General features: G+C 69.1%; 13 protein-coding genes and 1 rRNA gene. 7 read left to right on the top strand and 7 right to left on the bottom strand.

Annotation, left to right across the window (positions count from 1 at the left end; all coding sequences use genetic code 11):
* Positions 1-85: 85 nt before the first annotated feature.
* The 3 genes from Q9G87_RS57385 to Q9G87_RS57375 form a co-directional block, all read right to left on the bottom strand.
* Positions 86-1,213 carry an extracellular solute-binding protein gene (locus Q9G87_RS57385; RefSeq protein ID WP_305925132.1) on the bottom strand — a complete coding sequence of 376 codons (1,128 nt, stop codon included), beginning with the start codon at positions 1,211-1,213 and terminating at the stop codon, positions 86-88.
* A gap of 73 nt (positions 1,214-1,286) precedes the next feature.
* Positions 1,287-2,792: a CoA-acylating methylmalonate-semialdehyde dehydrogenase gene (locus tag Q9G87_RS57380; protein ID WP_305925131.1), complete on the bottom strand. Its 1,506-nt coding sequence runs from the start codon at positions 2,790-2,792 to the stop codon at positions 1,287-1,289.
* Positions 2,789-4,069 carry an aspartate aminotransferase family protein gene (locus tag Q9G87_RS57375; RefSeq protein ID WP_305925130.1) on the bottom strand — a complete coding sequence of 427 codons (1,281 nt, stop codon included), beginning with the start codon at positions 4,067-4,069 and terminating at the stop codon, positions 2,789-2,791. The genes Q9G87_RS57380 and Q9G87_RS57375 overlap by 4 nt, the downstream gene beginning before the upstream one ends.
* A gap of 104 nt (positions 4,070-4,173) precedes the next feature.
* Between Q9G87_RS57375 and Q9G87_RS57370 the strand changes: the two genes are divergently transcribed.
* A complete protein-coding gene (locus tag Q9G87_RS57370) occupies positions 4,174-5,004 on the top strand; it encodes an alternative oxidase (RefSeq protein WP_305925129.1) in 831 nt (276 codons plus the stop codon).
* Here Q9G87_RS57370 and Q9G87_RS57365 read toward each other — a convergent pair.
* Positions 5,001-6,449 carry an MFS transporter gene (locus Q9G87_RS57365; RefSeq protein ID WP_305925128.1) on the bottom strand — a complete coding sequence of 483 codons (1,449 nt, stop codon included), beginning with the start codon at positions 6,447-6,449 and terminating at the stop codon, positions 5,001-5,003. The two genes, Q9G87_RS57370 and Q9G87_RS57365, sit on opposite strands and share 4 nt — an antisense overlap.
* 55 nt (positions 6,450-6,504) lie before the next feature.
* Here Q9G87_RS57365 and Q9G87_RS57360 point away from each other — a divergent pair, with 55 nt between their 5' ends.
* Genes Q9G87_RS57360 through Q9G87_RS57345 form a run of 4 tightly spaced genes read left to right on the top strand, consistent with a single transcriptional unit; the run spans position 6,505 to position 10,924 of the window.
* Positions 6,505-7,206 carry a TetR/AcrR family transcriptional regulator C-terminal domain-containing protein gene (locus tag Q9G87_RS57360; protein WP_305925127.1) on the top strand — a complete coding sequence of 234 codons (702 nt, stop codon included), beginning with the start codon at positions 6,505-6,507 and terminating at the stop codon, positions 7,204-7,206.
* 13 nt (positions 7,207-7,219) lie between these two features.
* On the top strand, positions 7,220-8,848 hold the full coding sequence (locus Q9G87_RS57355; RefSeq protein ID WP_305925126.1) for an AMP-binding protein: 1,629 nt from the start codon (positions 7,220-7,222) through the stop codon (positions 8,846-8,848).
* Positions 8,849-8,905: 57 nt separating this feature from the next.
* Positions 8,906-10,522 (top strand): PucR family transcriptional regulator, encoded by a 1,617-nt coding sequence (locus Q9G87_RS57350; protein WP_305925125.1) that lies wholly within the window; start codon positions 8,906-8,908, stop codon positions 10,520-10,522.
* 27 nt (positions 10,523-10,549) lie between these two features.
* Positions 10,550-10,924 (top strand): cupin domain-containing protein, encoded by a 375-nt coding sequence (locus Q9G87_RS57345; RefSeq protein WP_305925124.1) that lies wholly within the window; start codon positions 10,550-10,552, stop codon positions 10,922-10,924.
* Positions 10,925-10,989: 65 nt separating this feature from the next.
* Here Q9G87_RS57345 and trpS read toward each other — a convergent pair whose 3' ends face one another.
* Positions 10,990-11,952, bottom strand: coding sequence for a tryptophan--tRNA ligase (gene trpS / locus Q9G87_RS57340; RefSeq protein ID WP_305925123.1), 963 nt, complete (start codon positions 11,950-11,952; stop codon positions 10,990-10,992).
* A 263-nt stretch (positions 11,953-12,215) separates the two neighbouring features.
* On the opposite strand from trpS, the gene Q9G87_RS57335 reads away from it, so the two are divergent.
* On the top strand, positions 12,216-13,694 hold the full coding sequence (locus tag Q9G87_RS57335; RefSeq protein WP_305925122.1) for a phosphodiester glycosidase family protein: 1,479 nt from the start codon (positions 12,216-12,218) through the stop codon (positions 13,692-13,694).
* Positions 13,695-13,818: 124 nt separating this feature from the next.
* Here Q9G87_RS57335 and Q9G87_RS57330 read toward each other — a convergent pair whose 3' ends face one another.
* Complete coding sequence (locus Q9G87_RS57330; RefSeq protein ID WP_305925121.1) at positions 13,819-14,277, bottom strand: Lrp/AsnC family transcriptional regulator; 459 nt, start codon at positions 14,275-14,277, stop codon at positions 13,819-13,821.
* 103 nt (positions 14,278-14,380) lie between these two features.
* Here Q9G87_RS57330 and Q9G87_RS57325 point away from each other — a divergent pair, with 103 nt between their 5' ends.
* Positions 14,381-15,013 (top strand): LysE family translocator, encoded by a 633-nt coding sequence (locus Q9G87_RS57325; RefSeq protein ID WP_305925120.1) that lies wholly within the window; start codon positions 14,381-14,383, stop codon positions 15,011-15,013.
* 90 nt (positions 15,014-15,103) lie between these two features.
* Here the strand turns inward: Q9G87_RS57325 and rrf are convergent.
* Positions 15,104-15,220, bottom strand: a 5S ribosomal RNA gene (rrf, locus tag Q9G87_RS57320).
* Positions 15,221-15,223: the final 3 nt, after the last annotated feature.

Genomic DNA, 15,223 nt, shown 5'->3' with positions numbered 1-15,223 from the left:
CCTCTTCGGGCCGCGCCCAGCGGGGGGGATGAGGGCGGACCCGTGGCGGGATCACGTGGAGGTCGGCGACCCCCACGCCCTTGGCTCACTTGACGAGTTTCTGCCACCGTTCGGACCAGGCGACATAGTCAGGGCATTCCCCGTCTTCCGCGCGGCAATCCCCGGGCGGCCGCACGGCGAACGCCACGCGGTCGATGCGCTTGGGCTTGCCGACCCCGTACAGCTCGCACACGGGCTTGGCCCGCCCCTTGCACGCCTTGTCATTGGCCGGCGCCAGCCCCGCCCACGCGGCGGCGTCGCGCTGTGCGTTGGGCGCGGTCATCCAGGTGAGCCACCGATAGGCGCAGGTGGTGTCGGGCACGCCGGCGCCGAGCATCCAGGAGTCGACCCATCCGGTGGTCTCGCGCGTGTCGAGGGCCTTGACCGGCAGGCCGGCCTTCTGCAGTAGCAGGCGATAGTAAGGAGTGGCCTGCGCGTAATCCAGCGAACCGGTGGCGAACCCCTTGACCAGATCGATGGGGCTCGCCCAGTAGGTCCGCTCCTTCACCCCCTCCAGCAGCGCCGTCGCCCGGTCGAGCTGGTCCTTGCTCAGCTCGAACGGCTTCTCGCCGTCCCCGGCGGCCAGGGCGGCGTCGGCGATGGTCAGCGGGCTGTCCTTCAGTGCCGTCCGCTCGGAGGAGAAGGCCTCCTTCAGCTCGCCCTTGACCTTGGCCGGATCGTAGATGAACTCGTGGTATCCCCACAGGTAGGGCACCCCGTAGACCTTGTCCGACGTGCCCGAGCCCGACGTGCCCGAGCCCGACGTGCCCGGCACCGTCATCATGTCGCGGAAGCGCTCGTCGATGTCCTCGTAGCCGCTGACCTTGGCCGGGTCGATGGGCTGCACCTTCTTGGCCGCGATGAGGTCGCCCGCAAGCGCGGGCCCGGCGGAGACGAGGTCGTAGGGCCGCTCGTTCATCCTGAGGGCCATCTCGTCGGCGGTCTGCACGGTGTCGAGCTTGGCGATCCGGCAGCCGGTCTCCTTCTCGAACGAGCCCACCCAGTTGACCTGAGGGCTGACGCCGCCGTACTCGGCGTAGCCGCGGTAGGTGAGGATCTGCAGCGTGCCGTCGCTCTGCGTGGCCGTGGGCGTGGGCTTGGGGGCCGCCGCGCCCACGCCGGCGACCAGCGCCGATGCGGCGAGCGCCAAGGCATAGGTACGGCGGCGATGCACGATGTCCCCCTCTGTCCGGTGCCTGGGAGCTTACCGGGGACTGGGGCCGGAAGGACGTGCGCCTCCCGGCCGTTCAGCTGTTCGTGGGGAACCCCAGGCTCACCCCTCCGTGGGAGGGGTCGAGCCAGCGGGAGGTGATGACCTTGCCGCGGGTGTAGAAGTGCACGCCCTCGGTGCCGTGCACGTGCGTGTCGCCGAAGAGCGAGGACTTCCAGCCGCCGAAGCTATAGAAGGCCATCGGCACCGGGATGGGCACGTTGATGCCGACCATGCCGACCTCGACCTCGTTCTGGAACCGCCGAGCCGCGCCGCCGTCGTTGGTGAAGATCGCGGTGCCGTTGCCGTAGACGCCGCCGTTGATGACCTCCAGCCCTTCCTCGTACGAACTGACGCGCACGATCGACAGCACCGGGCCGAAGATCTCGTCAGTGTGCGTACGCGAGCCGGCGGGCACGTGGTCGAGCACCGTCGGGCCGAGCCAGAAGCCGGGCGTCCCGGCCGCCTTGCCGCCGCCGAGCACGGGCGTCTCGCGGCCGTCCACGACCAGCTTGGCGCCCTCTTCGACGCCGAGGTCCAGATAGGAGGCGACTTTGTCGCGGTGCGCCGCGGTGACCAGCGGCCCCATCTCGGACTTCGGGTCGTCGCCAGGTCCGATCACGAGCTTGTCGACCCGCTCCACGATCTTCTGGACGAGCTCGTCGCCGATCGGGTCCACGGCCAGCACGACGGAGATCGCCATGCACCGCTCCCCCGCCGAGCCGAACCCCGCGGACACCGCCGAGTCCGCCACCAGGTCGAGGTCGGCGTCCGGGAGCACGAGCATGTGGTTCTTGGCGCCGCCGAGGGCCTGCACGCGCTTGCCGTGCGCGGTGCCGGTCTCGTAGACGTATCTGGCGATCGGGGTGGAGCCGACGAACGACACGCCCCGCACGTCGGGGTGCTCGAGCAGCCGGTCGACGGCGACCTTGTCGCCCTGCACGACGTTGAACACGCCGTCGGGCAGCCCCGCCTCCTGCCAGAGGCGCGCCATGAGCAGTGACGCGGAGGGGTCCTTCTCCGACGGCTTGAGGATGAAGGTGTTCCCGCAGGCGATCGCGATCGGGTACATCCACATCGGCACCATGGCGGGAAAGTTGAACGGCGTGATGCCGGCCACGACCCCGAGCGGCTGGCGGATCGAGTAGGAGTCGACCCGGGTCGAGACGCCTTCGGAGTAGCCGCCCTTGAGCAGGTGCGGGATGCCGCAGGCGAACTCCACGACCTCCAGCCCGCGGGCGACCTCGCCGAGCGCGTCGGAGTGCACCTTGCCGTGCTCGGCGGAGATCAGGGCGGCCAGCTCGTCGCGGTGGGCGTACATGAGCTCGCGGAAGCGGAAGAGCACCTGGGACCGCTTGACCAGCGACGCGTCCCGCCAGGCGGGGAAGGCCGCGACGGCGGCCGCCACGGCCGCGTCCACGTCGGCCGCCGAGGCGAGCGCGACGTGCCCGGAGACCTCGCCGGTGGCGGGGTTGAACAGCTCGGCGGTACGGCCGGAGCCGTCCCCCGGCGCCCCGTTGATCCAGTGGTTGACGGTCTTCACTGTGCTGCCGCCTCCGCGTTGATGGTCTCGAGGGCGGTGACGATGATGCCCAGGCCCTCGACGGCCTCGTCCACCGTGAGGGTGAGGGGCGGGGCCATGCGGATGGCGGTGCCGTACAGGCCGCCCTTGCCGGCCAGCAGCCCGGCCCTCTTGGTCTCCTCCATGAACCTGGCCGCCTGGGCCGGGCTCTCCAGCTCGACGGCGAACATGAGGCCCTTGCCTCGCACGCCCTTGACGATGGGCAGCCGATGGGCGGCCTCGCGCAGCCCGCGGATGATGATCTCGCCGGTCCGCGCGGCGTTGGCCTGCAGGTCGTGGTCAAGCACGTAGTCGAGAGTGGCGTTGGCGGCGGCCATGGAGATCGGGTTGCCGCCGAACGTGGACAGGCCCACGGCGTGCGGCGCGTCCATCAGATCGCCCCGCGCCACGATGCCGCCCACGGCGAAGCCGTTGCCCAGCCCCTTGGCGAACGTGATCATGTCGGGGGTGACGCCGTGGTTCTCGATGCCGAAGAACGCGCTGCCGGTGCGCCCCCAGCCGGTCTGCACCTCGTCGGAGATGAACAGGATGCCCTGCTCGTCGAGGACCTCCTTGTAGGCGGCGAACAGCCCGTCGGGCGCCATCGTGAACCCGCCCACGCCCTGGATCGGCTCGGCGATCAGCGCGGCCACGTCGTTGGAGACCGCGGTGGCCAGCACATGCCGCAGGTCGTCCACGCAGGCGGCGATGTAGTCCGCGTCCGACAGGCCCTTGAACTGCGTCAGGTGGCGGTCGGCGCCGTGCAGGAAGTGCACGTTGAGCGGGGACAGCGAGTTGTTCTTCCACGACCGGTTTGAGGTGACGCTGATCGCGCCGAAGCTGCGCCCGTGGTAGCTCTGCCGCATGGCGAGCACCTGGTCGCTCTTGCGCGCGTACGTGGCCAGCAGCAGCGCCGTCTCGTTGGCCTCGGTGCCGGAGTTGGTGAAGAAGACCTTGGCGTCGGGGATGCCGGACAGCCGCGCGATCTTCTCGGCCAGCTCGATCTGGCCGCGCAGCAGGTAGACGGTGCTTGTGTGCACCACGCCGGTGGCGAGCTGGCGCTCGACGGCCTCGCGCACCTCGGGCACGTCGTAGCCGATCATGTTGGTCAGGATGCCGGCGAAGAAGTCCAGGTAGCTCTTGCCGTCGGCGTCGATGACCCGGTTGCCCTTGCCGCTGACGATCTCGATGGGCTCGGTGTAGTTGAGTGCCAACCAGTTGGGCATCACTGCCCGGTGGCGCGCGAGTAGCTCCGACATGTTATCGAGTATCCCGTCCCGTTCCTCGTCCTCCTATCCGCAAACTGTCGGCTTGCGGCGAAATCAGGTTACAACCTGTAAATCCTCCCCCTAGGGGATCTCCCGTGCGCCTGGCGATGTACGCCGGGCCGCTGCGCTACGCCGCCGGAGGCATCGAAGATGACCACTGGCGGGCGACGACCCGGAGCAGGTCTCTAGGCGACGATCAGGTCATCCGAACAGAAGGAGAGATCGAGATGACCATCACCGTCGACCACCGGCCCGAGGCCCCGTCCGGACCGCCCAAGCTCGACCGCGAGCAGCTGCGCCGCGCCCAGCAGGACACCCTCGACACCCCGCGGATGAACTACAGCCTGCTGGCCAGGATGATGTTCAAGCCCGTGGACCTCATGTACGGCAAGAAGGGCTCCTACACGAAGTTCGCCATGCTGGAGATCATCGCCCGGGTGCCGTACCAGGCGTGGGAGCGGATGGGCTACTGGGCCGTGCACCGGCACGCCGGCCGCTCGGCGCTGGCCAAGAGGGTTTTCGAACGGATCGTGGAGGCCCGCGCCGACCAGGACAACGAGCAGTGGCATCTGCTGATCATGCAGGACCTGGTGCAGCGCGCCGGGCAGCGGCAGACCTGGCTGCTGCACAAGGCCGCGCCGTGGCTGATCGCGTTCTTCTACTACCACGTGTCCTGGGTGTTGTTCCTGGTCAGGCCCGACTGGAGCTACCGGCTGAACGCGGAGTTCGAGGACCACGCCGAGCACGAGTACATGACGTTCGTGGCGGAGAACCCCGACCTGGACTTCGTCCCGGACCCCGGCACGTACGCCGCCGAGTACGGCCACTACCGCTCGGTGGCCGACCTGCTCAGGCAGATCGGCCACGACGAGCGCACGCACAAGCTGGACAGCCTGGAGAGCATGCGGGAGCCCCGTGTCCGCTAGACCTTCTCTGGCTCGGGGACCGCGACGGGCTGGGCGGGGCGCAGCACGGTCACCGCGAGCAGCGCGGCGGCCACGCAGAACGCGGCGCCCACCCATGAGCCGAGGTGCATGGCGGAAGTGAACGCCTCGTTGGCGGCCTCGGGGAAGCCCATGAGGTGGGCGGCCCCGATCGACTCCCTGGCCTCGGCGGGCAGCTCGGCCGGCATCTGCGAGGTGTACTGCCCGGCCAGCACGCTGCCGAGGATCGCGATGCTCAGCGCCATGCCGACCTGCTGGACGGTGTCGTTGAGCGCCGAGCCGACGCCGGCGTGCTCCATCGGGATGGCCCCCATGAGCGAGGCGTAGGCGGACGGGCCCGCCAGGCCGCCGCCGATCCCCATGAACACCAGCCCGGTGAGCAGCGGCAGGTATCCGGTGGTCATCGCCATGACGACGAAGCCCCCGGCCATCAGCAGCAACCCGGCGCCGATCAGCACCCGGTTGCTCACCTTCTGCCCGAGCCCGGCGCCCACGCCGTTGAAGACGGCCGCGGCCACGGCGTAGGGCAGCATGGCCAGGCCCGCCTGCATCTCCCCGTAGCCCAGCACGAACTGGAGATACTGGGTGAGCATCAGCATCACGGCGCCCGCGCCGAAGGCCATCAGCAGGATCGAGAACGACGCGCCACTGAAGTTGCGGTTGGCGAACAGGTGAAGCGGCAGCATCGGCTGCTCCCGCGTGCGCTCCCAGACCACGAAGGCGGCCAGAGCGATGACCGCCACCGCGATGACGGGGATGTTCCACTCACGCTCGATGATCACGTAGACGGCCGCGGTGAGGCCGACGATCGACAGCACCACACCGACCGGGTCGATCTTCCGCCCGGTGCTGCGGCTCTCGGGCATGAGGACGACCGCGGCCACGATGGCGACGGCCGCGATCGGGACGTTCAGCAGGAAGACCGAGCCCCACCAGTAGTGCTCCAGCATGAATCCGCCCAGCGTCGGACCTGACACCATCCCGACCAGGGCCACGGCGCTCCAGGCGGCCATCGCCTTGCGCCGCTCGTCCTCGTCGAACACGGTCATCAGGATCGACAACGTGGACGGCATGACGAGCGAGCCGCCGATGCCCATCAGGCCCCGCGCGGCGATCAGCTGCCAGGGCTCGGTGACGAGCACGGCCAGCAGGGACGCGCCGCCGAAGAACACCAAGCCGATGATGAGGAAGCGGCGGCGGCCGTACTTGTCGGACAGGCTGCCCGAGGTGAGCAGGAGCCCGGCGTAGGCCAGCACGTACGCATCGATGATCCACTGGATGTCCGACGGGGTCGCGCCCATTTCCTCGTTCAGCGAGGGGATGGCGAGGTTGAGCACGGTGTTGTCGACCACCAGGACCAGCAGCGCCAAGCACAGGACGACGAGGATCCACCAGCGACGGGGGTCTCGTACAGCGTTCGAGTTCACTCGCACACTGTACGACACCTCTCGCACAGTGTGCGAGTACATTTATCCTGAGGTTATGAACGCCAAGCAGTTCACCTCCGTCTGGACCCGCGATCCCCGTAAGACCACGAGCCCGGGCCGCAGCCGTGAGGAGATCGTCAGAGCGGCGATCGAGCTGCTGGACGAGGAGGGCCTGGACGGCCTGAGCATGCGTAAGCTCGGCGCGAAACTGAGCGCCGGCGCGACCAGCCTCTACTGGTACGTCGCCAACAAGGACGAGTTGCTCGAGTTGGCCTACGACGAGCTGTGGGGCGAGTTGAAGGTGCCCCACCCCGAGGAAGTGGGCTGGCGCGAGGCCGCCTCGGTCCTGGCTTACAGCATGCGCGCGGCGATGCTGCGCCACCCGTGGTCGGCCGATCTGCTCGGCCGGCTGCCTGCGCTCGGCCCCAACGCGATCCAGGCGGCCGACCGGATGCGCAAGGTGTTCGCGGCGGCCGGATTCAAGGGGATGGACATCGACTACGCCGCCTCCACGGTCACCGCCTACGTCTACGGGACGACGCTTCCCGAGATCGCCTGGAACAACGCGATGGCCGGTCACGAGTACGACCCGGACGAGATGCGCACGACGCTCAGGAAGGCCGCCAGGGACTTTCCCGACATTCTCGAACGCACCAACTTGGAAATGTACGACGACCCGAACACCGTCCGCGCGGTGGCCTTCGATTTCGGGCTGGTGTCGATGCTCGACGGCCTTGAGCGGCGGCTGGCGACGTAGCAGGATCCGGGACATGGACGATTTCCGTGCCGCCCGCGACTTCCTCCTCCACAGCGACCCCGCCACCGCGCGCCGCGACTTCCACTGGCCGGAGTTCGCCCGGTTCAACTGGGCGCTCGACTGGTTCGACGGGGTCCTGGCCGCCGAGACGCCCGACGCCGTCGCACTGAAGATCGTGGGGTCGAGCCAGGCCGCCTACACCTTCGCCCAGCTGTCGGCCCGCTCCAACCAGGTCGCCAATTGGCTGCACGAGCAAGGGGTGCGCCGGGGCGACCGGATCCTGCTCATGCTGGGCAACCAGGCCGAGCTGTGGGAGGCGCTGCTGGCCGCGATGAAGCTCGGCGCGGTCATCATCCCCGCCACGACCTTGCTGACGGCCAAGGACCTCGTCGAACGCATCGAGCGCGGCGGCGTCTCGCATGTGATCGCGAACGCCGCCGACGCGGGCAAGTTCGGCGCCGGGGAGTTCACGAAGATCGCCGTGGGGGACGCCTACAACTGGCTGCCGTACCACGAGGCGTACGAGGCGCAGGAGGACTTCACCCCCGACGCGCCGACGTCGGCGGGCGACACACTGCTGCTCTACTTCACCTCCGGCACCACGTCCCAGCCCAAGCTGGTCGAGCACACGCACGCGTCCTACCCGGCCGGGCACCTGTCGACCATGTTCTGGATCGGGGTGCGGCCCGGCGACGTGCATCTCAACGTGTCCTCGCCGGGGTGGGCCAAGCACGCGTGGAGCAACGTGTTCGCGCCGTGGAACGCCGGGGCGACCGTGCTGGTCCACGACTACCAGCGTTTCTCCGCGCCGGCGCTGCTGGAGGTGCTGCGGGACGAGCGGGTCACCACGTTCTGCGCGCCGCCGACCGTGTGGCGGATGCTGATCCAGGAGGACCTGGCGGCCTGGAAGCTGCCGCTGCGTACGGCGGTGGCCGCCGGCGAGCCGCTCAACCCGGAGATCATCGACCAGGTGGCCACGGCGTGGGGCATCACGATCAGGGACGGCTACGGCCAGACCGAGACCACCGCGCAAATCGGCAACGCGCCCGACGAGCCGGTCAAATCCGGATCGATGGGACGCCCACTGCCCGGCTATGACGTGGTGCTCCTCGACCCGGTCAGCGGTGAGCCGGGAGATGACGGCGAGATCTGCCTGCCGCTGGACGAGCGCCGCCCCCTGGGGCTCATGGCGGGATATGTCGGTGGATCGGGCGAAGCCACGCGGGGCGGTTACTACCACACCGGTGATGTCGCCACCCGGGACGAGGATGGCTACATCACCTACGTCGGCCGGACCGACGACGTCTTCAAGGCCTCCGACTACCGCATCTCGCCGTTCGAGCTGGAGAGCGTGCTGCTGGAGCACGCGGCCGTCGCGGAGGCGGCCGTGGTGCCCGCCCCCGACCCGGTGCGGCTGGCGGTGCCGAAGGCGTACGTGACGCTCGCGCCGGGGTTCGAGGCCGACGAGGAGACCGCCCGGTCGATCTTCGAGCACTGCCGGCGGGAACTGGCGCCGTACAAGCGGGTGCGGCGGCTGGAGTTCGGCGAGCTGCCCAAGACGATCTCTGGCAAGATCCGCCGGGTCGAGCTTCGGGTGCGGGAGCCCCGGCAGGAGTACCGCGAAGAAGATCTTAATTCCTGACACAGCGTAAATGTCTGCATAGCCGTTCTTACAGATTGATCGGCTAGGCTCTGCCCCGTGCTGCCCACCATTGCCGACGTCCTTGCCCTGGAGACCGTTCGCCGGGGCGGCCCGCGAGTGGTCGCGGGCGGGGACCGGCTGGACACGAAGGTGCGATGGGTGCACGTCGGCGAGATCGCCGACATCGCCAGCCTGCTGCGCGGCGGCGAGCTGGTGCTCACCACGGGTGTCGCGCTTCCCGAGGACCCGGAGAAGCTCGCCGACTACATCGGCGCGCTGTCCGCGGTGGGCGCGTCGGGCCTGATCGTGGAGCTGGGCCGCAGGTTCGTACGGGAGCTGCCGCGCGCGGTGGTCAAGTCGGCCGAGGAACACGGGCTGCCGGTCATCGTGCTGACCAGGGAAACCCCGTTCGTGCAGATCACCGAGTCCGTGCACGCCCGGATCATCGACATCCAGCTGGAGGAGCTGCGGGCCTCCGAGCAGCTCCACGAGGTCTTCACCGAGCTGTCGGTCGAGGGCGCCTCGCCGACCGAGGTGCTCGCCCAGGTGGCCCGGCTGTCGAACCGTCCGGTGCTGCTGGAGAACCTCGCGCACCAGGTGCTGGCCTGCGAGTCCGCGGGGCGCGACGCGGGCACTCTGCTGGCCGGATGGGAGACCAGGTCGCGGGCGGTGGCCCCGGTCGAGCGCACCGCGTACGACCCGGCCTCCGGCTGGCTGGTCACCACGGTCGGGGCCCGTGGGCAGGACTGGGGCAGGCTGATCCTGATCTGCGACGCGGCGCCGTCGCCGCGCGACCTGGTGCTGGCCGAGCGGGCCGCCACCACACTCGCCCTGGGCCGGCTGCTGGAACGCCATCAGGAGTCGCTGGAGCGCCAGGCCCACGGCACGATCATCACCGGCATCCTGACCCACGCCTACTCCGACCCCGACGAGGCCGCCGCGCGCGCCCGCGCGGTCGGCGTACCGCTGACGGGACGCAAGCTGGTCAGCGTGGTCATCAGGCCGACCGACCTCGCCGACCAGGCCCTGGACGGCCAGGCGCAGCTGGGCGAGCTGGCCGAGGCCACCGCCGGCGCCTGTCGTGACGCCCGCCTGCCCGCCCTGGTGGGGGCGCTCGATCAGGAACGTGTGGGGGTGTTACTGCCACTGCCGCCGCGAACGCAGGCCGAGGCCGCCCTGACGGCGCTGGCCGAGCGGCTGCGCATGTTGTGGCGGCCAGGATCGGCGTTCGTGCTGGCGGCCGGCTCGGTGGTGGAGTCGATCAGGGACGTACGCCGCAGCTTCCTCGAGGCCGAGCAGGTGGCGGACGTGGCGGTCCGCCAGCCGGACGGCCGGGCCTTCTACCGGCTGCCCGACCTGCGCCTACGCGGCCTGCTGCACCTATTGCGCGACGACGCGCGGCTGCAGACGTTCGCCGAGCGGGAGCTGGGACCGCTGCTGGCCCACGACGCGCAGCGGGGGGGCGACCTCACCCGGATCCTGCGCATCTATCTGGACGCGGGCCGCAACAAGGCCGTGGCCGCGCAGAAGGCTCATTTGTCCAGGCCCGCCTTCTACGATCGCCTGCGCCGCCTCGAGCGCATTCTCGACACCGACCTCGACGACGTCGAGTCGTGCCTGTCGCTCCATGTGGCCCTGCTGGCACTGGAGTCCTTCCGCCGGGAGAGCCGTTGACCGCGCAGATGTGTTGGAATGGGCGATATGTCTGACGTGTTGATGCCGGACCTGGCCGACCTCGGCCGCATGCTCGCCACCGCCGGTGCGTTCTCCGTGCCTGTCCATGACGTGCGGCTGACCCCGGACGAGCTCGATCCCGAGCAGATCGTCGCGGGCGATCCCGCCACGTCGTCTCTGGAGCTCGGTGGAGGCCGGGGCATCTGGGAGATCACCCCGGGCGTCGTCACGGACGTGGAGCGGGACGAGATCTTCGTGGTGCTGTCCGGCCGTGCCACGATCGCCGTCGAGGGCGGCACCACGATCGAGGTCAACCCTGGAGACGTGTGCTTGCTGGCCGAGGGCGCCAGGACCACGTGGATCGTGCACGAGACGCTGCGCAAGGTCTATCAAACGCGTTAGGCCCCGTGCTCGACCTCCTGGACCTGAACTACCGGGTCGCGGCCGGCGGCAGGGTGCCGCCGACGTCAAAAGCCCATAGCCCCCCTGACCTCGTCGAGGGTACGGATCGCGCGTTCGCGCGCACGCTCGTTGCCCACGGCCAGGATCTGCCTGACGTCGGCCTCGGTGTGCTCGCCACGGCGTCGCCTGATCGGCCGCAGGAACTCGTTGACCGCCTCGGTGACCAGGCGCTTGAGCGCGGCGGCGCCGCCGGACCCGATCTCGTCGGCGATGTCCTGCGGCGGGCGGTCCAGGCAGAGGCCCGCCAGCGTGAGAAGGTTCGCCACCTCGGGGCGGTGCGTCTCGTCGTAGGTGATCAGCCGGTCGGAGTCGGTGCGCGCCTTACGGATCAGCGCGGCCGTCTCGTCCTCGGTGGCCGCCAGGTCGATCGCGTTGCCGCGGCTCTTGCTCATCTTGCCTCCGTCGAGCCCATGGAGCAGCGGCCGCTCGCCCAGCATCGCCTCCGGCAGCGGGAACACCTCGGCATAGCGCTCGTTGAAGCGCCGCGCCACCAGCCGCGTCACCTCGACGTGCGGCAGCTGGTCCTTGCCCACGGGCACGAGCGTGCCCTTGCAGAACAGGATGTCGGCCGCCTGATGCACCGGATAGGTGAACATCAGGCCGCTGACCGCCTGCTGCGAGCTGTGCGCGATCTCGTCCTTCACCGTGGGGTTGCGGCGCAACTCGGCCACCGACACCAGGCTCAGGAACGGCAGCAGCAGCTGGTTGAGCTCCGGGATCGCGCTGTGCTGGAAGATCGTCACCTTGGCCGGGTCCAGCCCGACGGCCAGGTAGTCGAGCAGTAGATCGGTGATGTTGCGTTGGATCTGGCCGGGCAGGTCACGATCGGTGATCACCTGGTAGTCGGCGACCAGGACGTACATCGGGTAGGCGTGCTGCAATTTCACCCGGTTGGCCAGTGAGCCGAAGTAGTGGCCCAGATGCAGCCGGCCGGTCGGGCGATCGCCCGTGAGCACCACGTCGTTCATGAGGGTCTTCTCCTTTGAGGTCGATGCCGTCTCGGAGAGGACCCGCACACATATCCGAAGGGCCGTCCCGGAGACGGCCCACGCATGCGAAATCAGCGGCCGTCTATCGGCCGCCACCACATGCAGATGCGTGTCATACACAAATTGTATCCACAAGTGATGTCAATTCCGTAACCCCTGCATTTGTTTAGCGTGTTCGCCTGCCCCGGCGACCATGATCTCGCCACTATGGTGCGGTCCCTTTACTGCCCTCTGGAGAGTTCATGTCTCGACGCACCATCGCCGGCGGCCTGGCCATAGCCGCGGCGATCACTGTCACCACCCTGCCTGCCGCGTCGGTCGCGGCGGAGCAGGTGTCGGTGAAGTTCCCGTCGGCCAGGTTCCCGCTGGGCGCCAGGCCCGTGCCGACCAAGACCATGACCGCCGTGACGCAGGGGATCGACCTCTACGACGTGAAGGCCGGCACCTCGACCGACGGCTACACCCTGACCGTGCTGATGCCGGACGGCCGCGACTCGGGCACGCTCCCGAACGCCGAGACCAAGGTCGCCGAGGTGGAGGCCATCGGGGAGACCCCCAGCCTGCAGGAGATCGTCCGGCCCGCCGTGGCCGACTCGCCCGCCAAGACCGAGTACATGGTCCGGGTCGGCCTCTGGCCGCTCAAGGACAAGAAGAAGGCCGAGAAGGCGGCCAAGAAGTTCGCCGACGCGGGGCTGAAGGTCAAGGTCGACTACCTCGGCGACGACGGATTCAAGACCACCGGCCCGTGGAACGTCAAGGTCGTCATGATCGACGCCGCGACCTTCCGCGGCTCGTACGCCGCCTCGCTCGGCACCAGCGTCGCCAAGCGGGAGACCGTCTCGTCCATGACCAAGGCCGCCAAGGCCGTGGTCGGGGTCAACGGCGGCTTCTTCAACATCCACACCGCCAAGGAACTGCGCGGCGAGCCCCTCGGTGCCTCCGTGGTGGGCGGCCGGCTGCTGAGCGAGGCCGTGCCCGGCCGTTCGGCCGTGGTGCTCAAGGGCCGCACCGCCAAGATCACCGAGCTGGAGACGAGGGTCACGGCGATCTCTCAGGACGGCGAGCGGTCGGTCATCGGCGGCATCAACCGGGCCGCCGCGGTGGACGAGCTGGTGCTGTACACGGAGGAGTACGGAGCCAACACGCCCGCCGGCGGGACCGACGTCGTCATGGACGCCAACGGCAAGGTCATCGGCGTGCGGGTCTCGGGCGCGGCGGTGGCCAAGGGCACGCGGGTGCTGCACGGCAACGGCGTGGCCGGCGAATGGCTCAATCAGCACGCCTGGCAGGACTGGACGGTCAAGGTCGACACCAAGGTCGTGGACCTGCGTACCAAGAAGGCCCTCGAGCTGACCCCGGACCTGCACGTGGTCGCGGGTGGCGTCGGCCTCGTCAGGAATGGCCAGGTGAAGATCACCGCCAAGCTCGACGGCCACGACTCCATGAACATGATCCTGCGCCGCCACCCGCGTACCCTGCTCGGGGTCACCAGGAATGGCAGCCTGATCCTGGCCACCATCGACGGCCGCCAGCCCGGGGTCACCGTGGGGGCGAACTTCCACGAGGCGGCTCAGTTCATGCGGTGGCTGGGCGCGCGGCAGGCCATCAACCTGGACGGGGGCGGGTCGACGGCGATGGTCGTCGGCAACAAGCTGGTCAACCGGCCGTCGGACGGGGCGGAGCGCGCCGTGGGCGACGCGCTGCTGGTCTTGCCGCAATAATCCTGATCCACTAGCTCGCTCGAGCACGGTGGTACGGGGCCCGTGTGAACGTCCGCGGGCCCCGTACCCCGCTCACGGAGTTATCGGCAGTCCCACGTGCGGAGCGCACTCCTTGCGGCCCCGCTCACGGGGCTACCGGCAGCCCTATGTCCGGCTTGATCGCCTTCATCGCCACATGTGAGGTCACCTGCGCCACGCCCGGCAGCCCGGAGAGGGTCTCGGAGTAGAACCGCTCGTAGGCGGCCAGGTCAGCCACGGCCACGCGCAGCAGGAAGTCGGGGTCGCCGAACAGCCGATGCGCCTCCACAACCTCCGGCAGGCCGGCCACCTGACGCTCGAACTCGGCCACCGTGTCATGATCTTCATACCTCATGACCACCGTCACGAACGCCTCGAATCCCCGCCCCACCGCGGCCCCGTTCAGCAGCGCCCGGTAGCCGCGGATGACGCCGGACTCCTCGAGCCGGCTCACGCGGCGCAGGCACGGCGAGGGCGTGAGCCCCACCCGGTCGGCCAACTCCGTGTTGCTGAGCCGCCCGTCCTGCTGCAGCTCCTGAAGTATCCTGCGATCAATCCGGTCCACAGCGCAATATTCTGCCACTCCGAGTCTCTCAGCAGCATGGATCCACCATCGGGTGCCAACCCTTCTGGGCTACCGTCACAAAGGTCACAGGGAGGTGGACCTCGTGGATCCCCGTTTGCTGCTGCTCTTCCTGGGCATGGACGTGCTGCTGATCTTCACGCCGGGCCCGGACATGTTGTACGTGATGGCCCGCTCTCTCGGGCAAGGCCGGCGCACCGGACTGACGGCGGTGGCCGGCATCTGCTGTGGCTACGCGATGCACACCGTGCTGGCCGCGGCCGGGCTGGCGGCCACGTTGCGCGCCGTACCCGCCGCCTTGCCCGTGATGCGCTACGCCGGCGCGGCATACCTGATCTTCCTCGCCGTCCGGACCCTCATGTCGCTGCGCCAGGCGGCGGGGCGGCCCGGCGTCGGCCCCGCCCCGGAGCAACCGACCGGTGCGGTGTTGCGGCAGAGCATGTTGACGGCCCTGCTCAACCCGAAGGGGCTGCTGCTCTATCTGTCGCTGATGCCGCAGTTCATCTCACCGGGTACGGGCGTGCCGCTGGCCGTGCAACTGACCGCGCTCGGGCTGCTGCACGTGGTGAACTGCGCCGTTCTGTACGGCCTGATCGCCGTGGCCACGGCACGAGCGAGCCACGCCCTGACCGGCACACCGAAGGCCGCCCGTCGCATCTCGGCCGTGTCAGGCACGATGTTGCTCGTGGTCGCGGCCGCCACGCTCAGCGCCCACTAGGCCCGAGCATCTTCCCGCAACGCGCTCTCGCCCGCACAACGCAGAAAGGGCCCCGACACATGATGTGTCGGGGCCCTTTCTATAAAGATTGTCCGGCGGTGACCTACTCTCCCACACCCTCCCGAGTGCAGTACCATCGGCGCGGGGAAGCTTAACTTCCGGGTTCGGAATGTAACCGGGTGTTTCCTTCCCGCCATAACCGCCGTAACC

The organism is Nonomuraea turcica (genome assembly GCF_030718205.1).
GTDB lineage: Bacteria > Actinomycetota > Actinomycetes > Streptosporangiales > Streptosporangiaceae > Nonomuraea.
The sequence above is the reverse complement of the archived record's forward strand: the minus strand, read 5'-3'. Positions and strand labels throughout refer to the sequence as shown.

What these genes read in the sequence shown, in the direction of transcription:
- Q9G87_RS57360 (WP_305925127.1), top strand. Translation starts at nt 6,505, where the DNA reads ATGAACGCCAAGCAGTTCACCTCCGTCTGGACCCGCGATCCCCGTAAG.
- Q9G87_RS57335 (WP_305925122.1), top strand. Translation starts at nt 12,216, where the DNA reads ATGTCTCGACGCACCATCGCCGGCGGCCTGGCCATAGCCGCGGCGATC.
- Q9G87_RS57375 (WP_305925130.1), bottom strand. Translation starts at nt 4,069, where the DNA reads ATGTCGGAGCTACTCGCGCGCCACCGGGCAGTGATGCCCAACTGGTTG.
- trpS (WP_305925123.1), bottom strand. Translation starts at nt 11,952, where the DNA reads ATGAACGACGTGGTGCTCACGGGCGATCGCCCGACCGGCCGGCTGCAT.
- Q9G87_RS57355 (WP_305925126.1), top strand. Translation starts at nt 7,220, where the DNA reads ATGGACGATTTCCGTGCCGCCCGCGACTTCCTCCTCCACAGCGACCCC.
- Q9G87_RS57345 (WP_305925124.1), top strand. Translation starts at nt 10,550, where the DNA reads ATGTCTGACGTGTTGATGCCGGACCTGGCCGACCTCGGCCGCATGCTC.